Source organism: Sinimarinibacterium arenosum (assembly GCF_005047655.1).
Taxonomy (GTDB): Bacteria; Pseudomonadota; Gammaproteobacteria; order Nevskiales; family Nevskiaceae; genus Solimonas.
In genome coordinates this window covers 204045-223809 of the sequence record NZ_SUKF01000004.1, presented here as the reverse complement: position 1 = coordinate 223809, position 19765 = coordinate 204045, and the positions used below count along the sequence as shown (strand labels likewise).

The following is a 19765-nucleotide window of genomic DNA, read 5'->3' as shown; positions in this document are numbered from 1 at the left end:
ATGACTCGACTGGTGATGGTCGTTGCGCTGATGAGTGTGACGCTGAGCGTGGGAGCCGATGCGAGCGGACTTGATGCACTGCTCAAGCAGGTGCGTGAAGGCCAGGCAGACGCGGCCAAACTCAACCGCGAGCGCGAACAGCGATTCCTGCGTAACAAGTCCGAGCAGGCGGCACTACAGAGCAAGGCAGAGGCCGAACTTGCCACTGCCAAGGCACAGGCAGATCAGGCACGTCGCGGGTATGACGTGACCCAGCGTGAGATCGCAGCGCTGCGCACCCAGCTGCAGGAGCGTGCGGGCGACTACACGCAGGTCAATGCTGCAGTGCGCCAGCTTGCAGGTGATTTCCGCGCCGTTGCGGCAGACTCATTGGTCACTGCCCAAGTGCCCGAGCGCATGGCGTTTCTGGACGAGATGGCGAGCAGCAGTGATCTGCCCAGCGTGACGGATCTGGAGACGTTGTGGTTCCGACTGCAGGAGGAGATGACCGAGGGCGGCAAGGTTGCGCGGTTTTCAACCGAGATCGTCGACGAGCAGGGCGTGCGCAAGAAGGCCGATGTTGTTCGCGTCGGTGAATTCACGGCAATTGCGGATGGGCGCTATCTCGTGCCGGGATCTGAAGGGACACTGTTGACGGCGGTGCCGCGACAGCCGGGTGGCAGTCTGCAGCGCATTGCGCGCAATTTTGTAGACGCCGATGCCGATGAGAAGGTCGCGCCGGTATTGATCGATCCCTCGCGCGGCAGTCTGCTGACGATCGAGGGCGAAAAGCCGGATCTATTCGAGCGCATCCGCCAGGGTGGTGTGGTTGGCTACGTCATCATTGTCATAGGCCTCAGTGGCGTTGCATTGGCCTTGGGGCAGATGTTGTATCTGGAGCGGGTTGGCAGGCGCATGCGCGCACAGCTGAGCGCTGTGAACACGCCGAGTCACGACAATCCTCTGGGGCGCGTGCTGGGCGTATTCCGCGATGACCACAGTGCGCAGGATGACGATCCCGAGCTGCTTGAGCTGCGCCTGTCAGAAGCGGTGCTGAGGGAAATGCCGGCTCTGGAGCGGGCACAGTCGATCCTGCGGCTGTTTGCCGCTGCGGCCCCGCTGCTTGGATTGCTCGGTACGGTGACCGGCATGATCGTGACGTTTCAGACCATCACGATCTTTGGCACAGGCGATCCGAAGCTGATGGCCGATGGCATTTCGCAGGCGCTGGTGACGACAGTGCTGGGGCTGGTTGCTGCGATCCCGCTGCTGTTCATCAACGCTTTGTTGGCGACCCGTGCACGGGGTCTGGTGCAGATCCTGGATGAGCAATCGGCGGGCCTGCTGGCGCAGCGTCTGGAGGCTGCGCGTGCTTGAAGCAGCGATCGAGGGCGTATTGACGCCGCTGCGGTCGATTCAGGAATTCATGGCGGCCGGCGGGTTCGTACTGTGGTGGATTTTTGTCGCAGCTGTGCTGTTGTGGACCTTGATCCTGGAGCGGTACTGGTTTTTTCGCAGGGTATTGCCCCAGCGGCGGCAGGCGGTAAAGCAGCAGTGGATGGCGCGCGTTGAGCGTCGCTCATGGACGGCGCGCCGGGTTCGCGAAGCGCTGATCTCGCAAGTTGATGCCTCGATGAACGTGACGCTGCCGGTGATTCAGGTGCTGATCTCACTGTGTCCGTTGTTCGGTCTGCTCGGCACCGTGACCGGGATGATCGAAGTTTTTGACGTGATGGCATTGAAGGGCACTTCGGATGCGCGTGCGATGGCGGCCGGTGTTTCCCGCGCGACGATTCCAACCATGGCTGGCATGGTGATCGGGCTGTCGGGTTTGTTGTCGATCAATCGTTTCCGCAAGCGCGTGAAAGTTGAAACGGAACGGCTTGGCGACGAGCTGGCCTATACAGGATGAGTCGCGTATGAAGATTCGCCGCCACGGGGCCTTGCCCGACGATACCGGGATTGATTTGACGCCGATGCTCGACGTCATTTTCATCATGCTGATCTTCTTCATCGTCACGACCACGTTCGTACGTGAATCCGGTATCAAGATCAATCGCCCGGCAGCCAAGACCGCAGTGAAGCAGGATCAGGCCAATATTCTGGTTGCGATTTCGCCCACCGGGGAAATCTGGATCGACAAGAAGCATGTCGATATCCGCTCGCTGCGCGCCGTGATCCAGAAGCTCAAATCCGAAAATCCGGAGGCCGCAGTCATCATCCAGGCCGACCGTGACGCGCGCGCCGGATTGATGGTGGAGGCGATGGATCAGGCGCGTCTGGCCGGTGTGCGCGACGTTTCGGTCGCAGCGACCCGGCCATGAAGTTGAAATGGCGCCTGCCGGTATACGCCGTCCTGCTGCTGGGCGCGGTTGCGTACACGCAATGGCGCGTTCGCCCGCCGCCGGCGCTGCAGGTCCAAGTCGTTGCCGAAGGTGTCGTGGCCCTGGACGGCAGGACCATGTTGTTGTCCGAGTTCGAACGCTATATGTCGGAACACCTGCGTGGACAGCGACAGCAGCCGCAGATTTTTGTCAGCGTTGATGCCAGGGCGCCGAGCACCGTGCTGATTCCAGTGCTGGATGCGTTGACACGCAGTGGTGCCGCCGACGTTCAGGTGCTCGCAGCGTCATGACGCGCTGGCTGGTCACACCTCCAGCGGCGGTCGTCGTGGCACTGGCGCTGTTTCTGCTGATGTACTGGCTGATCAGGCCGCCCAAGGCGCCGGATGATCTGCAACGGCTGCTGCCCGAGATCGAAGTGGTGCAGCCGGATCCGCCGAAGCAGGACCAGCAGCAGGATCTGTCCAATCCGGATTCGGCGCCGCCGCCGCCGCCGGCGGCACCGCCGTCCCTGGCGCGACCTGATTTGCCGACAGTGCAGATACCGACCGTGACGACGCCGCTGAACGCGGGTCCGATTGCGGTGCCAGCGAATCTCGGATCGTCGGGCTTGAATCTCGGCAGTAGTGGCGCGTTCGGCGGTTTCGCCGGCCGCGGCAGCGGTCAGGGTAGCGGGGGCAATGGCACCGGTCAGGGATTCAAGGGGGTGCCGCTGGTGCCATTGTCGACAGCGCGGCCGCAGATGCCGGAGTGGGCCTGCAAGAAAGGCATTCGCGGCTGGGTCGAAGTCGTGTTCACGGTATTGCCCGAAGGAAAGGTCACCAATGTGCGTCTGATCGACGCTGATCCGCGTGGGGTGTTCGAAGCGGCGGCGATCGAAAGCGTGTCCAACTGGATCTATGCGTCAGGACCCAAGGCGCGCGAGGTCAAGCAGCGGGTGCCGATGGATCCTGCCGACTGTGCATACAACTGGCAATGACCTCTCCGTCTCGAAAATCCCGGAAGGAATGGGGTGCATGGCGCCGCCGCGCTCTGGCGTTGCTGGCGTTTGGCATCGCTGCGCCGACGTACGCCGATCAGTATCGCAGTGAGGTGCGCGAGCTGCCGAACGTTCCGGCGCAGGTCGAGCAGAAAAGCTCGGAAGCTCTGCTCAAGAGCACGACAGATCCCTATGCCAAGACCTTGATCCTGCGGGATCTGGCGGTGCAGGCGGCTCAGGGCAAGGATTACGCCAAGGCCGCCCGCTATCTGGAGCAGGCGCTGGCGCAGAAGGCGGTTTCCGGCATCGCCGCCGATCAGATGCGCGATCAGCTGTCAGAGCTGTATCTGGCCAGCGGCGATTTCCAGAAGCTGTTGCCGCAGCTGGAAGCGCAGGTTCGGGCTGGCAAAGCCAAGCCTGAAATTCTGGTGGCGCTGGGTTCAGCCTATCTGCAGAACAAGCGTTACAAAGACGCCGTGCCGTTGCTGCAGCGGGCGATAGCGGCGACCGACAAGGTCGATCCGAGCTGGCGCCGCGCACTTGCGGCCGCGTTGATCGGAGCGGGGCAGGAGCGGGAAGCCTTGCCGCAGTTGGAGCGGTTGCTGCAGGAAGATCCCAGTCAGCGTGAGGACTGGTTGCGTCTGGCGGCGCTGCAGCTGAAGTTTGGCGACAAGACCCGCGCCGCCGCGGCGATGGAACTGGCAGGGCGCATGGGCTTTTTGACGACGCCCGAGCAATGGTTGCAGCTGGTAACACTGACTGCGCAGCTCGGCGCACCGTTTGAAGCCGGATCGCTGTTGCAGGCCAAGATGGAGCAGGGGCAGGTTCCGCGCAACGGGGACAACTGGAAACTGCTGAGTTCGCTGTGGCTGGCCGCGCGCGAGGATGCGCTGGCGTTACCGGCCCTGGATCAGGCCATCCGCGCGGCGCCATCCGCGTTGCTGTACCAGCAACGTGCACAACTGCATATGGATCGCGAGGAATACGCCGAAGCGGCGCGCGCACTGGAAGCGGCGATCGAGCGCGGTGCGCGCGATGCCAATACGCTGATGGCGCTGGGCATGGCGCGCTATCAGCAGGCGGATGTGGACGGTGCGCTGGAGGCGTTTCGCGAGGCGCAGAAACAGCCGCAGGCGCGCAAGCTGGCGGGTGAGTGGGTCAAATATCTGGACAGCGGCAAGGCGCGCGAGCAGGCCCTGGCGGCGGCGGCGCAGCGGCCGCAACATGACGACGACGACATTCGCTTGAGTGCGCGCTTGTCCGGCGATGCCGTCAACGTGGACGCCCCGGCTGTGGGGCAGCGCGGGGGTGGAGCTTCAACAGTGGCTGTCGGAGGGCTGACGCCGATTGGTGCCGATGCCGGAGCCAATGCGGACGGCAGCATTCCGGCGTGGACCGGCGGAATACGCAAGGCTGAGTGGCCGAGTGGATTCGTCAAGGGTCAACGACTGAAGAACCCCTACGCGGCCGACAAACCGCTGTTCACAATCACCGCGGCCAATGTCAGTCGCTATCGCGACTTTCTCAGCCAAGGGCATCAAACCCTGCTGGCCAAGTACCCGAGCTTTCGCATGCCGGTGTATCCGACGCGGCGCAGCGTGGCGTATCCGCAGGCGATTTACGACGCCAGCCAGGCCAATATCGGTCGCAGCAAGTTGCTGGGCTCTGATGCTCTCAGTGGCGCCCGGCTGGGTGTGCCGTTTCCTAAGCCGCAGACCGGCGTTGAGGTCATGTGGAATCACCGAACGCGCTACCGGGGTGATACCTACAGTGCGCAGTCCACCCAGGCGGTGGTCGGGGCGGGGCGCGACCCTCAGTATCTGAAGCAGACCGAGCGGGTGTACTTCCGCTATTCCAACCTCAGCGATCCGGTCGATCTGGCAAAGAAGAATATCCTGCTGTACTACCTCACCTGGTTTGGCAAAACGCGCAACGAGGTGGATTTCGTCGCGTTGGTGCACGAGACCGCCAATTCCCTCGATTCGGCGCGTGGCATCTGGGTCATTCCGCCCAAGATTCCCCGCATGTTCAGGATTCCGCCGGTAGGTTACGACCAGCCGTTTCCGGGCTCCGAAGGGCTGATGTTCATCGACATGATCGATATGTACAACGGAGCGTTTGACCGCTACGTCTGGAAGCTGGTGGGCAAGCGCGAAATGTATCTGCCGTACAACGCCTATCGTCTGATCGATGGCAGTTTCCGCTACGCCGATCTGCTTCAGTCGCATCATCTGAATCCGGATGCGATGCGCTATGAACGGCATCGGGTCTGGATCATCGAAGCCACCGAACGCGGAGGCAAGAAGCACAGTTTCGGCAAGCGCACGTTCTATGTCGACGAGGACAGCTGGAACATCGTTCTGGTCGAAAACGAAGACCATTCAGGGCAGCTGTGGCGCTTCCAGGAGGGCAACCTGATCGCGCAGTACGATGTTCCTGCCGCCAACACCGCGCCCACTGTGACCTACGATTTCAAGGAAGGGCGTTACTTCGTCAATCGCCTCAGCGCCGAAGACGATCCCCCGGAGTTCGACAAGTCGATGCGTGATAACGACTTCCTGCCGGCCGTGGTCAAGGGCAAGTACGCGCACTGAGCATTGCGTTTGCTGCGGAATCGTCGAATCGCTTGCAACCCTTTTGCTGACTGCCGCATCAAAGAAAAGTGGCGCATTGATTGCGCGCGGCCAGCGGATGCGGAGAGCGAAAGATGGGCAAGAAGACGGTTAGTTGGATGTCGGCAGCGACCATGGTGATGGCTCTAGCTCTGCCGGCGTCGGGAAGCGTTTCCGCAGCAGGTGTGAACGCGCCGGCGGTGGATCCTCTCCAAACAGGGATGCAACCGATTGGTCATGCGGTGGAACGCCTGCGTCTGGAGCGCGATGCTCAACTGCGGCGCGAGGCACAACTTGCGCTCGCACAGCTGCGTTCGGAAGTTGAAAGTGCGTTGGCGCAAGGTGCCGGTGGTGGCGAAGGCCAGGGTGTCAACGCTGCGCGCTGATGAGTGGCGCGTCGATGCGGTGAACGCCGACTGATCACTCTCCCGCGCCGGCTCAGCCGGAATCGCGGTTGCGTCATGGATCTTGGGGACGCTATGCCAATGACGGCGTGGCTCCCTGCAGGAAGCGATCAAGCAGCTCCGACAACGCTGGCAGTGCCGCATGAACCTCGTTTTCCGCACTGTTGCGCAGACGCCCGTAGATGGACTGCACCGTGCTGCCGGCCTGACGCACCCGCGCATCGGCAACCGCCAGCAGCGCCGCACTCGCTGATTCCGAGTGTTTCCGCAGAAAGGTTCCGAAACCTTCGATGTCGCTATTGCCCCAATCCTGGTAAAGCGGATTCAACGCCTCGGCAAATTCCGGCAGCAGGCGCTGCACGGCCCGCGGCAGGATGTCGGGCCGGACCGCTTTTGCCATCGCCAGTCCGGTCTTCAGGCCCATGCCCCTGAGTCCGCTACGGCCGGCAACCTGATTCTCGATCAGCTGCACCACGGCGGCGGTCAGCTCGGCGTGTTGTCCAGAAGGCAATAGAATATCGGCAAGCTTCTTCATAGGCGGTTCAATGTCATCCCCAGATGATCCGACGTCGCGCGATCCCAAGGGCACAAAGGTTAGCATCGACTCGCTCAAGACCAAGCCATTTGAACGCAGTCTCGCTATGACCCGTCTCGGGGTGGGAGCGGGCGCCAAGATCATGGCGCATTCGATCAGCAATATTTTCCGCGGCGAAGTCGAACGCAGCGATGCCAATCGTGAGTTCTATCGGCGCCAGGCACAGATTCTGGCCGACGAACTCGGAAATCTGAAGGGCAGTGTGATGAAGGCCGGACAGATGCTGTCGCTGTATGGACAGTATTTCTTGCCGGAGGAGGCGGTCGAAGTCCTTTCGTCGCTGCAGGACGACACAGCCCCGGTGTCGTGGAAAGTCGTACAGCCGGTGCTGGAGCGCGCTTTGGGGCGCAAGCACATGAGTGAGCTGGAAATCGACGAAACGCCGATCGCGGCGGCGTCGCTGGGACAGGCGCACCGTGCGCGGCGCAAGTCGGATGGCCTCGACCTGTGCATCAAGATTCAGTATCCCGGGGTCGCCGACGCCATCGACAGTGATATCCGCACCTTGTCGCGACTGCTGATCATGACGCGCCTGACGCCAAAGGGTCTGGACATCACGCCGGTGTTTAACGAAGTTCGCGAGATGCTGCATCGCGAAGTCGACTACGAGAGCGAGCGGCGATTTACCGAGGCGTTTGCACAGCGGCTGGCGACGGATTCACGCTTTGTGGTGCCTAAGGTCATCGGTGACTACAGCAGTGACCGTGTGCTGACCACCACTTACGAGCACGGCAAGCATGTCCGTGACGTTGCGGTGCAGTCGCTCAATCTGGAACGGCGCAATCGCCTTGGAGCGGCATTTCTCGAACTGTTCCTGGCCGAGTTCTTTGATTGGGGCATGGTTCAATCCGACCCGCATTTCGGCAACTACCGTATTCGTTTGGGTGAGAACGCGGCCCCGGACCGGATCGTGTTGCTGGATTTCGGCGCGACGCGCATCTTCGGTCGCGGTTTCATCGACAACTACAGCGAGATCGTTCGTGGAGCGCTGGAGCATGACCACGATCGCATCTTCAGAGGGGCACGGGGTATCGGCATCATGCAAGATGGATTTCCGCGCAGCGTGGTGTCGGCGTTCGCGCAGATGTGCGAGCAGATCGTCGAGCCGTTCGCATCGGTCGATGATCCTCGCGTGCCGAAACAATTGCGCAATGCTGACGGTGCCTACTGCTGGGGCGAGAGTGATCTGCCGATGCGGGCGGGTCGGGTGGCGGCGGTCAGCGCACTGACCCGTCATTTCCGTTTGCCGCCACGCGAAATCGTGTTTCTGCATCGTCGTCTGGCCGGTGTCTTCATTATGCTGGCGACACTGCACTGCGAGCTGGATTCGCGTGAAATGTTGCAGCGCACACTTGCGCGTCAGGCTGCCCCTGACGCCGGTGATCCCGCTGTGGATGACCGCTGATCGTCCAACGCAAACTCACCTGCGCAGTTCAGCATGGATTAAGCGCTAACAGCGTCTTCTAGCTGGCAAGGCATGCTTGGATTCGGTAGCATGCCCCGCAGTTTGTCGTCACAGAATGAGAGCCAGAACCCTGGCTTTTGAACCTTGTAGAGGAGACCTATCCCCATGAAGAAGCGCCTTGCATTATTCACCGGCGCACTCGCACTGACCCTGATGGCTGGGCAGGCAGGTGCCAAGGTGTCGCAAGAGGAAGCCGATCGCCTCGGCAAGGATTTGACCCCGTTTGGTGCCGAGCGTGCCGGCAACAAGGACGGCTCGATTCCTGAATGGACTCCGGCGCAGCGCCGCGGTTCGCTGAAGGGCGAATATCCGAACGATCCCAAGATCGACGGCGAGAAGCCCTTGTACACGATCACCAAGGCCAACATGGCCCAGTACGCGGATAAGCTGTCCGAAGGACACAAGTATCTGCTCAGCACGTTCGACAGCTACAAGATGAACGTGTATCCGTCGCATCGCGTTGTGACCTGGCCGAACGAGATCGCTGCGGCGACCAAGGCCAACGCGACCAGCTGCGAGATGCTGGACCCGGACACCCCGAACAACTGCAAGCTCGGTTTCCCGTTCCCGATTCCGAAGACCGGCGCCGAGCCGATCTGGAACCACAAGCTGAAATGGCGTGGCGAGGCGGTGTCCCGCTACAACAACCAGATGATCGTGCAGCCCAACGGCGACTTCCAGCTGACCAAGCTGGTCGAAGACGTCCAGTTCGGCTACGCGTCGATCAAGGATCCGGTGCCGCTGACCAAGGGCTCGGGTGAGTTCCTGAAGTATCTGTCCAAGACCGTGGCGCCCCCACGACTGGCCGGAACCTTCATTCTGGTGCATGAAAAGGCCGGTACCGGCGCTGAAGGCCGTTCCGCGTGGCTGTATTCGCCGGGTCTGAAGCGAATCCGTCGCGCGCCGACCGTGTGCTGCGACAACCCGTACGAAGGCACCGACGGTCACCAGTTCTACGATCAGGTCGACATGTTCAACGGTGCGCTTGAACGTTACAACTGGAAGATGGTCGGCAAGAAGGAAATGTACATTGCGTACGATTCCAACCGTATCGCCGGTCCGCAGACCAAGTACAAGGACATGGCCAAGCCGCGTCACTTGAACCAGGATCTGCCGCGCTATGAGCTGCATCGCGTCTGGATCGTCGAGGCCGACATCAAGGCAGGCACCAGCCACACGTTCAAGAAGCGTCGCTTCTATATCGATGAGGACGCGTGGACGATTGCCCTGGTTGATGACTATGACAACCGCGATCAGCTGTATCAGTTCCAGGAAGGTCATCTGATCTTCGGCTACAACATCCTGTCGGCGACGACGGTGCCGGAGGTGATCTATCACCTGACTTCGGGCCGTTACTTCATCACGGCCGCGTTCAACGAGGACAAGCCGCTGGATCTGACCGCATCGTTCAAGCCGGATTACTTCACGGCCGCATCGGTGCAGAAGATGACGACCAAGTAAGGTCGGCAGTCTGGGTTAACGGATCGGCCAGATCACGGCCAATCTGGTGTACAGTCGAAGCCGCCGGGCGATGCCCGGCGGCTTCTTTGTTGGCGCGAATCTTTTTGTCGTAAAAACAGAAAACAGACGGGGGAACTCGATGAAATTTGAAACCAAGCATACGTTCGACAAGCCTGCGGCGACGGTCATCAAGATGTTTTCGGACCGCAACTATTTCGAGCGCAAATATCAGGGCTTGGGCTTTACCGAGATTGAAGTGCTGGAGCACGAGAAAAGCGACAGTCGCTTCCGGATCAAAGTGCGCTACACCGCCAAAAGCAACGCACCGGTGCCCGAGTTCGCCAAGAAGTTCTTGCCGTCGACCATGGTGATCACGCAGCAGGATGCCTGGGACCTGAAGACCATGACCGGGCATCTGGATGTCGAAATCAAAGGGGCGCCAGTCAAGGTCGCCTGCGATATGAAACTCAAGGACGAAGGCAAGGGGGCGGCGAATCAACTGCGCTGGAATGTCACCTGCGGCATTCCGTTGATCGGCGGCAAGATCGAAAAGATCACCGTAGACGACATCAATGCCAAGGAAAGTGCAGACATCGCGACCACGCGCAAGATTCTCGCTGACTACAGTTGATCTGTTCCCAGTAACGACACAATCCAGTACCGACGATGAAGAGCGACGATTCCAAGCAAGGCAACCAAGATCCAGCGAAATCGGATAAAGCGCCAACGATCTGGCAGACCTTTACCAGCGTCAGCGCTTCGTTTTTCGGAGTCCAGAGTTCGAAAAACCGTGAGCGTGATTTCAAGCACGGCAAGGCGTCGCACTTCATCGTCATCGGAATCCTGATGACGATTGGATTCATCCTGATGGTCTGGCTTGCGGTGAAGTTCGCGCTCAAAAGCGCCGGCATGTAGCCATTGGGCTCCAGCCTTCGGCGCAGGAGAAAAGTAAATGCGTATTGCGGTACTGATCGCCGCAGCAGTGATGTCGTCGCTGATGCCCGCGCAGGCACAGGCCGAGACGGCGGTCGGTCTCGACTGGGTTGCGCAGAGCAATCTGAATGCCGACGTGCTGCTGCAGACCATGGCGCGGTATGAGCCGGAGACTGCCGCGGAACTTGGCGTCGACGGCTATGACACCGATATCGTCGATCTTGGTCCGCAACGCTATGAACGTGAGCGTGGAGCCACTCAGGCGGCGGTGGCCGTGCTTGAGGCACGCAAACGCCGAACCCTGAGTCCGGCGGTGATCCAGGATCTCGACATCCTGATCAAAGCCGGCAATGATCAACTTGAATCTGCACGTCTGCAGCACGAGTTGATGCTGCCGTACTACAACGTTGCGGAAACGGTGTTCCAGGGGATTCACAGTCTGCTGGACCCGCGCATCCCCCCAGAGCGGCAGGCCGCCGCGGTGGAACGTCTGCGTCGCTATGCCGGGATCGGCGAGGGCGCGCAGTCGATCTGTGAGCTGGCAAAGACGCGAACTGCGGAGCGGATGAAGGTTGAAGGTCTGGTCGGCCCGTATCGCGGCGAGCTGGAGCAGAATCTGGCTGACTCACCGCGTCTGATCGAGGGGCTGACTGAGTTGTTCGAAGCCTCGGGACTCGACGGCTACCAGGAACCGCTGGCGGCATTGCAGCAGCAGCTGCGCGACTATGACGGCTGGGTCTCCCGTGTCGTGCTGCCGCGCGCGCGTAACGATCATCGCCTGCCGCAAGCACTTTACGCCGACAACCTCAAGCAGTTCGGTGTCGACGTCGAGCCGCAGGAGCTGATCCGGCGCGCCTTGGTGAGCTTTGCCGAGATTCGAAACGAGATGCAGGCACTGGCGCAGCTGGTGGCGCAGGTGATGAAGCTCGATGCGCGCGATTATCGCGATGTGATCCGCATCTTGAAGCAGCAACAGATCGAGGGTGACGCGATCCTGCCGCTGTACCGCGAGCGGCTGGCCGAAATCGAGAAGCGGATTCAGTCGGCAAAGATTGTCAGCCTGCCGCAGCGTGAGGCGGTCATCCGTCTGGCCAGCGAAGCCGAGTCGGCGATCATTCCGGCGCCGCATATGAGTCCGCCGCGTCTGATTGGCAACTCCGGCGAATATGGCGAGTTCGTGTTGCCACTCAATGTGCCGGGGAAGGAGGGGCAGGCCGACCTGAAGACGGACGATTTCACGTTCGATGCCGCCAGCTGGACCTTGACCGCGCATGAGGCACGCCCTGGGCATGAATTGCAGTTCGCCGCGATGCTTGAAAAAGGGGTGACGATCGCGCGCGCCGTGTTTGCATTCAACAGCGTCAATGTCGAGGGTTGGGCGCTATATGCCGAGGCGGAGATGAAGCCGACTTTGCCGCTGGATGGGCAGCTGATCGCGCTGCAGCACCGGCTGATGCGTGCGGCGCGCGCATTTCTGGATCCAATGGTCAATCTGGGTGAACTGACGCCGGAGCAGGTCAAGCAGTTCCTGATGGATGAGGTTGTGCTGTCCGAGGGGATGGCGCAGCAGGAAGTCGATCGCTACACCTTCCGCGCGCCGGGGCAGGCGACGTCCTACTTCGTCGGTTATCAGGCGCTGATGGCATTGCGACAGCGCACGCAGCTGGCGTTGGGAAGTCGCTTCGATCGCTTGGCGTTCAACGACTTTATTCTGGCGCAGGGTCTATTGCCGCCAGCGCTGCTGCAACAGGCCGTGATGACCGAGTTCGTTCCGGCGCAGAAAGCCCGGAGTTCGACTGCCGCACCGTGAGCGAATCCGCGCAACTGCCGTTTCCGCTGCCGCTGATTCTGCTGGATGGCGCCGGAAGTTTGCTGCTGGCGCTGGGCATCGCGGAACGCGTTGGTGCAGTGTCTCTGCTGTCGATAATGATCCCGGTGCCGCAGATCGATCTGGTGGCGATCGTGCTCGGCGGCATCATGATGAGCGTGGCCATGATCGGCATCGTGCGTGCGGTGCGCACACGCAAGCGTTGATCGCTGGAACCCATCGACGGGTCCCGCTCAGTCGCGGTCCGGTGTTGCGGCTGCTTTGAGTCGATACAGTGCGTCCAGCGCTTCGCGTGGCGAGAGCGCATCGGGATCGAGTGCGTCGAGCAGTGCCAGCGCGGGTGAGGGCGGGGGAGGCGCGCTGAACAGCGACAGCTGCGGTTGTGGCTCCAGCGGTGCCGGAACTGGTTTGCGCTCCAGTTGTGCCAGATGGGAACGAGCCGCACGAATCACCGTTTTGGGCACGCCGGCCAGTGCGGCAACCTGCAGGCCAAAGCTGCGATTCGCCGGGCCCGGCTTGACGCTGTGCAGGAACACCAGGCGTTCGGCGTCGCCACTGCCGTATTCGGCCGCATCCAGATGGACGTTGGCGATGCCGGGCAGCGCGTCGGCCAGCGCAGTCAGTTCGAAATAGTGCGTCGCGAACAGGCAGAACGCGCGAACGTCACGCGCCAGATGCTCAGCCACGGCACGTGCCAGCGACAGACCATCATAGGTCGAGGTGCCGCGGCCGATCTCGTCCATCAGCACCAGACTGTGTTCCGTGGCGTTATGCAGGATGTTGGCGGTTTCGCTCATCTCGACCATGAAAGTCGACTGCCCCGAAGCCAGGTCATCGGAGGCACCAATACGCGTGAAGATGCGGTTGATCGGGCCGATCCGTGCGGATTCGGCCGGGACGAACGAACCCGCGTGAGCCATCAGGGTGATCAGGGCCGTCTGCCGCATGTAGGTCGACTTGCCGCCCATGTTCGGGCCGGTGATGACCAGCAGACGGGTGTCGGTATCCAGGGCCAGATCGTTGGGGACGAAGGGTTGCTCCATCGTCTGTTCGACCACCGGATGACGCCCCGCCTGAATCTGCAGACAGGTTTCGTCCACCAGGGTCGGTCGGGTCAGATTCATCGCCAGTGCGCGCTCGGCGAAGCAGGCCAGCACGTCGAGCTCGGCGATGGCCTGCGCACAGCGTTGCAGCGGTGACAGATGCTGTGCGAGATGGTCGAGCAGGGCTTCGTAAAGTTCCCTCTCTCGCGCCAGTGCGCGGTCACGTGCAGACAGCACCTGATCCTCGAAGCCCTTCAGTTCCTCGGTGATGTAGCGCTCGTAGTGCGTCAGTGTCTGCCGGCGCGTGTAATCGGTCGGGACCTTCGCGGCGTGGGTCTTGCCGATTTCGATGTAGTAGCCGTGTACGCGGTTATACCCGACCTTCAGGGTCTCGATGCCGGTGCGGCTGCGTTCACGCTGTTCGAGCGCGACCAGGAAGCCGTCGGCGTTTTCGGACAGCTCGCGCAGCTGATCCAGCGTGGCGTCATAGCCGCGGCGGAATACGCCGCCATCCTTGACCAGCAGCGGCGGCGCGTCAGCCAGCGCACCCGCCAGTAGCGCCGCCAGCATGTCGTGCTCGCCGAGATCCAGCCGCAGGGCCTGCAGCAGTGCCGCATCGAAACCGGCGACGGCGTCGCGCAACGCCGGCAGCGCGTGCAGGCTTGCGCTGAGCCCCGTCAGGTCGCGTGGCCGCGCCGAACGCAGGGCGACGCGTGCGAGGATGCGTTCGATATCGACGATGTCCTTCAGCAAATCGCGCAGACGCTCGCTGCCGCGCCCGCAACGTGGATCTTCGTCCAGCAACGCAGCGATGGCGTCGTAGCGCGCATTCAGCGCGGCATGCTGGCGCAGCGGCCGGGTCAGCCAGCGATGCAATGCGCGTGCACCCATTGGGGTGCAGCAGCGGTCGATCACGTTGAGCAGCGTGAAGTCGTGCAAGCCAGAGATCGAGCGGTCGATTTCCAGATTGCGCCGCGTGGCCGCGTCCAGAATCAGCGAATCGCCAGGCGCTTCGGTGCGCAGGCTGCGCAAGTGCGGCAAGGCGGTCTTCTGCGTGTCCTTGACGTACTGAAGCAAGGCTCCGGCCGCTGCGATCGCGGCATTCTGGCCCTCGCAGCCGAAGCCACGCAGATCCTGTGTGCCGAACTGCTCGATCAGCAGGCGGTAGCTGGAGCTGGCGTCAAAATGCCACAGTGGCCGCGGTCGGTTCGGCAGGCCTTCGGGAATCCAGCCCGGGCCGTCGGCAACCAGCAGCTCGCTGGGGGCAATGCGGTGCAGCTCGCCGAGCAGATCAGTAGGGCTCTGGGTCTGCAGCACGCTGAAGCGGCCCGACGACAGCTCCAGCCAAGCGACGCCATAGTCGTCCTGGATGCGACAGACCGCTGCCAGCAGCGACTGCGTGCGTGCGTCGAGCAGGGCGTCGTCGGTTGCGGTGCCCGGCGTGATGATGCGGGTGACCTCGCGCCTGACCGGCCCTTTTTCCACACCGACTTCGCCCACCTGCTCGGCGATCACCACGGACTCGCCGGCCTTGATCAGTCGTGCCAGATACTGCTCGACCGAATGATGCGGGACGCCAGCCATGATGACCGGGGCGCCGGCGGACTCGCCGCGCTGGGTGAGCGTGATGTTCAGCAGCCGCGCCGCCTTGCGCGCATCGTCATAGAACAGCTCGTAGAAGTCGCCCATGCGAAACAGCACCAGGGTGTCCGGGTGCTGGGACTTGATGCCGAGGTATTGCTGCATCAATGGCGTATGGTCGCTAAACGGAGCGGCGGTCATCGGCGTGCGTGGGGGATCGGTTCGAAGGCGTGTGGCGGGGTGCGGCGTATACTTGCGCCCCCAATTATCGCTTCTAAGCTTCGATCACGTGAGCCCGCATTCTTCTCTCGAGTGGCATCCAGCGTCCTGGCAGCAATGCCCGGCTGCGCAGCAGCCGAACTATCCCGATGCTGAGCGCCTGCAGGACGCGCTGCAGCAATTGCAGACGCTGCCGCCGCTGGTGACGTCGTGGGAGGTCAACGGCCTCAAGCAGCAGATCGCCCGCGCGCAGGCCGGTGAAGGTTTCGTGCTGCAGGGCGGCGACTGTGCCGAGAGCTTCGCCGACTGCCGCCCCGAGATCATCGCCAACCGCCTCAAGGTGTTGCTGCAGATGTCGTTGGTGCTGGTGCATGGCATGCGTCAGCGTGTGGTGCGCATCGGTCGCTTTGCCGGTCAATACGCCAAGCCGCGCTCGGCGGACCTTGAGACCCGTGATGGCGTCAGCCTGCCGAGCTATCGTGGCGATCTGGTCAATGCACCGGAATTCACTGCCGCGACACGGATGCCCGATCCGCAACGACTGCTCGAAGGTCACGCGCGTTCGGCGATGACGATCAATTTCGTCCGCGGACTGATCGACGGCGGCTTCGCCGATCTGCATCACCCCGAGTACTGGGATCTCGACTGGGTCCAGCATTCGCCGCTGGCCGTCGAATACCAGCAGATGGTCGATACCCTGGGCGACTCGGTGCGCTTCATGGAGACGCTGGCAGGCCAGCCGATCGGCGATTTCTCGCGTGTCGATTTCTACACCTCGCACGAGGCACTGTTGCTGTGGTACGAGCAGGCGCATACGCGCCAGGTGCCGCGCGCGCCGGGCTGGTACAACCTGTCGACGCATTTTCCCTGGATTGGCATGCGCACGGCCGAAATCGGCGGCGCGCATGTCGAGTACTGTCGCGGCATCCGCAATCCGATCGGGGTCAAGGTCGGCGCGGGCATGTCGGTCGACTGGGTCAGCGATCTGTGCCGCATTCTCAATCCGGACAACGAGCCCGGCCGGATGACGCTGATTCATCGCATGGGTGCCGGCAAGATTGCCGATGCCTTGCCACCGCTGATTGAGGCGGTGCGCAACGCCGGCCACCGCGTGCTGTGGATGTGCGATCCGATGCATGGCAATACCGTCAGCACACCGAACGGCTTCAAGACGCGGCCGTTTGATGAGATCCAGTCCGAAGTTGAGCAGTCGTTCGCGATCCACAAAGCCTGTGGTTCACGCCTCGGCGGCGTGCATCTGGAGCTGACCGGAGAAGATGTCACCGAGTGCACCGGCGGCGCGCGCAATCTGTCGCACGCCGATCTGGAGCGGGCATATCGCTCGACGGTAGATCCGCGACTCAACTATGAGCAGGCGCTGGAGCTGGCGATGAAGATGGCCCGCGTCGCGGGCTGAGCCGCCTGGCGGACCGATCGTTGGCGGGCAGTGGCGCGGGTCATGCAGCGGCGTGGCCGCTCGTCGGATCGGGACTCCATCGCATCAGGGCGGGCGTATGCTCGACATGTCCGCGCGCAAGGCGCGGTCTGCCGATCTCATTTGCGGAGGTACGCCATGAAATCTGCGATGTCCAAGCTGCTGGTCCTGGTGACGGCGATGGTGCTCCCGGCCTGCGCGGTGCAACCTGGCTCCGGTCAAAACGCTCCTTCAATCGATTACGCCAAGATGGCGGCTGTCGAGCAGCAGGCCGCGATGCAGGGGGTGGAAGTGCGCTGGATCCATCCACCCGAACGCGTAGAGTCTCGCTGAGCGCGTCCCGGCTGCGGCGCGCTGTGGCCGGGATACGGTGACATCGGGACGCGCGGCGCTTTAGTGCGCCGTGGAGGGTCGCGCCGCGTCCGCCGAGTGCCGTCCGGCATCGTAGAGGTCGGACAGCAGCGCGCGTGCGCCCTTGCGCAGCAGTGATGCGGCATACAACAGACCCAGCAGCCCCAGGCTGATATACGCGTACAGCGGCGCGGCGTGTGCGTGGGTATCGGCGGCCTGCAGGCTCACGCCGTGGGGGAACAGGGCGTTGATCAGCAGTCCGAGCAGGATCGCGCCGCCGCCGGCCCCGAATGCAAACAGCGCTGCGAAACGCGTCCCGTGCAACTGACGCAGCACGCCAAAGGTGGAGATGTTCGTTGCCGGTCCGGTCAGCAGAAAGGCAATCGCCGCGCCGGGCGAGATTCCGGCGGCAATCAGCACCGCGACCAGCGGGGTGGCGCCGGTGGCACAGACGTACACCGGCATGCCGAGCAACGCGAACAGCAGCACGTCGAGGCCATTCGGCAGTTCCGTCCAGAACGCCTGCTGTACGTACGGCACGGCCGCCGCCGCCAGGACCAGGCCAGCGACGATCCAGGCCAGCGTGTCGTCGACCAGATCCACCAGTCCACTGCGCGCAGCACGGCGCAGGCGCTGCGCCGGACCCGATGCGGGCACCGCTACGTTGCAGCCGCCGCCGCAGCATGCGGCGGCTGCGTTGGTCGCTGGTGCGATGGGTGCGGCGTGCGTGCCGATCCAGTAGGCGATGCCGGTGGCCAGCGCTGCGGCAGCGCCGACGCGCAGCAAGGTGAAGGGCACGCCCAGCAGCGGCACCGAGACGAACAGCGCGGTCAGGCCGACCTCCGGCGTCGCGATCAGGAACGCGATCGCCGCGGTGGCGGGGACGCCGCGCTGGATCAGGGAGCGATACAGCGGCAACACGCCGCAGCTGCACACCGGCAATGGCAGGCCGGCCGCCATGCCGCGCAGCGCCTGCGAGGCGCGGCCGCCGCGACCGAGCCACTGCAGCCAGCGCGGCGGCAGCTCGCTGCCGATCAGGCCGCCGATGACATAGGCCAGCAGCAGCGCCGGCGCTGCCTCCAGCGACAGTGCCAGCAGGCGTTCGCCGAACGCGGATTCTGCATGCGAGGCCCCGTGGCTGTGCGTCAGTGCGAGCCAGGTCAGTGTGGCGAGTGCGGCAAGATTGCCGAGCCCCTCGAAGCGGGGTGAACCGACGTGATGGACGGAATCTTCGTCAATATGCGGTCGCCCGAAGATCACGTGCAGGATCGAGCCGGCAATCAGCGCCTGGAACCAGGCCCAGGCCTGTGCTCCCAGCAGACCGGACAGCGCACCGGCGTAGACGTAGCCCACGACCGTGCCGGCACACATGCCGAGCAGCGCCAGTGTCGGCAGCGCGTAGCCGAACACCGGATATAGCAGCCACCAGATCACCAGCCCGACCGGAATGCTGTGGATCGCAATCGCCAGGCCCAGCGCTTCGACATGTTCCTCCGGCTCGGACGCGCCACCGGCCAACGCCGCGCCGTCGCCGACGCTGTGCAGCACCAGTCCGAGAACTGCGAGTGACAGTGCCAGCAGATGCGCCTCGCGCCGTGCATGGGTGAGGCCGTGTTCCAGCGCAGTGGGGCCGAGCATGCCGGCGGCGACAAACACCAGACTGATGATGCCCCCGGTTGCAATCGATTCCGGCAGGACTTCCAGTAGCACCAGCCCGGTGATGCTGATCAGCACGAAGCCGTCCAGAAACGACAGCAACGCCAGCTGCCGCCGTGCGACCGCATACAGCGGTGGACCCGACAACAGGGCGAGCAGCGTGGCGAGGAGCAGTTGGACGGACATGGAATTGGCGACGATCAGCCAGGCATTATCCCATGAGATGGCCCCGTGGGCCGGCCTGATTCGGCAGCCGCGTGTGTAGCCGCCGTGGCAACCTGATGATCGGCATCGGATCACAGACGCGCAATCGGCGCTGGGCTAGTCTTGGCGCCGGATGCGTGAACCTGACGCGTGGATACGAAACCGGAGTGGCGCGTGCGCAGATACGGCTGGGGTGGAGTGTTGGTGCTGGGGATTGCCGCTGTGGTGGCTGCGGCGCTGCTGTGGCAGCGCACCGCACCGCACGACGACTACGACTACGCACGTGCTTTCGAGCAGCCGGCGGACACCGGGGCGACGGCACTGCAGATCGATGTGACCGCATTTGTGGGCGTGACCCGCGCAAAGGCCGAGGAGATCCTTGGCGCGCCGCAGCGCTGTGAAGCGGCCTTGGCCAGCGAGCGCTGCCGCTACGCGCGCGGGGTCGAGGTCGTCTACATCGAAGGCATGGCCGACTGGATTACGGTGCAGCTGAGCTATGGGCGCTATGCGCTGGAGCCGTCAACGCTAACGGCCGTGGGACTGCCGGTCACCGAGCCCAGCATCACCACCCAGCACGAACTGATCTGGTCCGGCCATGCCGGCTTCAAGTCTGTGCAGCTGGTCGGCGACGAGAACGGGGCGATGTATCTGCGCATCAAGGCGCTGCACGGGTAGGCC

Annotated in this window: 19 protein-coding genes; 16 read left to right on the top strand and 3 right to left on the bottom strand. The window is 62.9% G+C overall.

The genetic code is table 11. The features are described 5' to 3' along the window. From E4T66_RS10020 to E4T66_RS09990, 7 genes are all read left to right on the top strand, one after another. Positions 1 to 1356, top strand: coding sequence for a MotA/TolQ/ExbB proton channel family protein (locus tag E4T66_RS10020; RefSeq protein WP_248679637.1), 1356 nt, complete (start codon positions 1 to 3; stop codon positions 1354 to 1356). After that, positions 1349 to 1891: a MotA/TolQ/ExbB proton channel family protein gene (locus tag E4T66_RS10015; protein WP_248679608.1), complete on the top strand. Its 543-nt coding sequence runs from the start codon at positions 1349 to 1351 to the stop codon at positions 1889 to 1891. Before E4T66_RS10020 ends, E4T66_RS10015 begins: the two co-directional genes overlap by 8 nt. A 7-nt stretch (positions 1892 to 1898) precedes the next feature. Next, positions 1899 to 2303, top strand: a complete 405-nt coding sequence (locus E4T66_RS10010) for an ExbD/TolR family protein (RefSeq protein ID WP_136848889.1) — start codon at positions 1899 to 1901, stop codon at positions 2301 to 2303. Beyond that, positions 2300 to 2614: an ExbD/TolR family protein gene (locus E4T66_RS10005; protein WP_136848888.1), complete on the top strand. Its 315-nt coding sequence runs from the start codon at positions 2300 to 2302 to the stop codon at positions 2612 to 2614. Before E4T66_RS10010 ends, E4T66_RS10005 begins: the two co-directional genes overlap by 4 nt. Then, the gene (locus E4T66_RS10000) at positions 2611 to 3300 is read left to right on the top strand and encodes an energy transducer TonB (RefSeq protein ID WP_136848887.1); all 690 of its coding nucleotides are present in this window, start codon (positions 2611 to 2613) and stop codon (positions 3298 to 3300) included. The genes E4T66_RS10005 and E4T66_RS10000 overlap by 4 nt, the downstream gene beginning before the upstream one ends. Then, entirely contained in the window at positions 3297 to 5894 is a 2598-nt protein-coding gene (locus E4T66_RS09995; protein WP_136848886.1) for a DUF1329 domain-containing protein, read from the top strand. The genes E4T66_RS10000 and E4T66_RS09995 overlap by 4 nt, the downstream gene beginning before the upstream one ends. Before the next feature lie 113 nt (positions 5895 to 6007). Further along, positions 6008 to 6298, top strand: coding sequence for a hypothetical protein (locus E4T66_RS09990; RefSeq protein WP_136848885.1), 291 nt, complete (start codon positions 6008 to 6010; stop codon positions 6296 to 6298). Between the two features lie 91 nt (positions 6299 to 6389). Here the strand turns inward: E4T66_RS09990 and E4T66_RS09985 are convergent, their stop codons facing one another. Then, positions 6390 to 6851: a DUF6918 family protein gene (locus tag E4T66_RS09985; protein ID WP_136848884.1), complete on the bottom strand. Its 462-nt coding sequence runs from the start codon at positions 6849 to 6851 to the stop codon at positions 6390 to 6392. A 106-nt stretch (positions 6852 to 6957) separates the two neighbouring features. On the opposite strand from E4T66_RS09985, the gene E4T66_RS09980 reads away from it, so the two are divergent. The 6 genes from E4T66_RS09980 (at position 6958) to E4T66_RS09955 (ending at position 12804) form a co-directional block, all read left to right on the top strand. After that, entirely contained in the window at positions 6958 to 8316 is a 1359-nt protein-coding gene (locus E4T66_RS09980) for an ABC1 kinase family protein (RefSeq protein ID WP_248679606.1), read from the top strand. 165 nt (positions 8317 to 8481) lie between these two features. Continuing rightward, a complete protein-coding gene (locus E4T66_RS09975; RefSeq protein ID WP_136848882.1) occupies positions 8482 to 9837 on the top strand; it encodes a DUF1329 domain-containing protein in 1356 nt (451 codons plus the stop codon). Between the two features lie 70 nt (positions 9838 to 9907). Then, positions 9908 to 10468, top strand: coding sequence for a DUF2505 domain-containing protein (locus E4T66_RS09970; protein ID WP_136848881.1), 561 nt, complete (start codon positions 9908 to 9910; stop codon positions 10466 to 10468). A 35-nt stretch (positions 10469 to 10503) separates the two neighbouring features. Further along, on the top strand, positions 10504 to 10752 hold the full coding sequence (locus tag E4T66_RS09965) for a DUF2970 domain-containing protein (RefSeq protein WP_136848880.1): 249 nt from the start codon (positions 10504 to 10506) through the stop codon (positions 10750 to 10752). Between the two features lie 37 nt (positions 10753 to 10789). After that, complete coding sequence (locus E4T66_RS09960; RefSeq protein ID WP_136848879.1) at positions 10790 to 12580, top strand: DUF885 domain-containing protein; 1791 nt, start codon at positions 10790 to 10792, stop codon at positions 12578 to 12580. After that, complete coding sequence (locus E4T66_RS09955; protein WP_136848878.1) at positions 12577 to 12804, top strand: hypothetical protein; 228 nt, start codon at positions 12577 to 12579, stop codon at positions 12802 to 12804. The genes E4T66_RS09960 and E4T66_RS09955 overlap by 4 nt, the downstream gene beginning before the upstream one ends. A 27-nt stretch (positions 12805 to 12831) precedes the next feature. Here the strand turns inward: E4T66_RS09955 and mutS are convergent, their stop codons facing one another. Continuing rightward, positions 12832 to 15423 (bottom strand): DNA mismatch repair protein MutS, encoded by a 2592-nt coding sequence (gene mutS / locus E4T66_RS09950; protein WP_136848877.1) that lies wholly within the window; start codon positions 15421 to 15423, stop codon positions 12832 to 12834. An 88-nt stretch (positions 15424 to 15511) separates the two neighbouring features. Here mutS and E4T66_RS09945 point away from each other — a divergent pair, with 88 nt between their 5' ends. After that, a complete protein-coding gene (locus E4T66_RS09945; RefSeq protein WP_248679604.1) occupies positions 15512 to 16858 on the top strand; it encodes a class II 3-deoxy-7-phosphoheptulonate synthase in 1347 nt (448 codons plus the stop codon). A 156-nt stretch (positions 16859 to 17014) separates the two neighbouring features. Next, complete coding sequence (locus tag E4T66_RS09940; RefSeq protein ID WP_136848875.1) at positions 17015 to 17209, top strand: hypothetical protein; 195 nt, start codon at positions 17015 to 17017, stop codon at positions 17207 to 17209. Positions 17210 to 17269: 60 nt separating this feature from the next. Here E4T66_RS09940 and E4T66_RS09935 read toward each other — a convergent pair whose 3' ends face one another. Continuing rightward, entirely contained in the window at positions 17270 to 19069 is a 1800-nt protein-coding gene (locus tag E4T66_RS09935) for a permease (RefSeq protein WP_136848874.1), read from the bottom strand. A 192-nt stretch (positions 19070 to 19261) separates the two neighbouring features. Between E4T66_RS09935 and E4T66_RS09930 the strand changes: the two genes are divergently transcribed. Next, positions 19262 to 19762: a hypothetical protein gene (locus E4T66_RS09930; protein ID WP_136848873.1), complete on the top strand. Its 501-nt coding sequence runs from the start codon at positions 19262 to 19264 to the stop codon at positions 19760 to 19762. Positions 19763 to 19765: the final 3 nt, after the last annotated feature.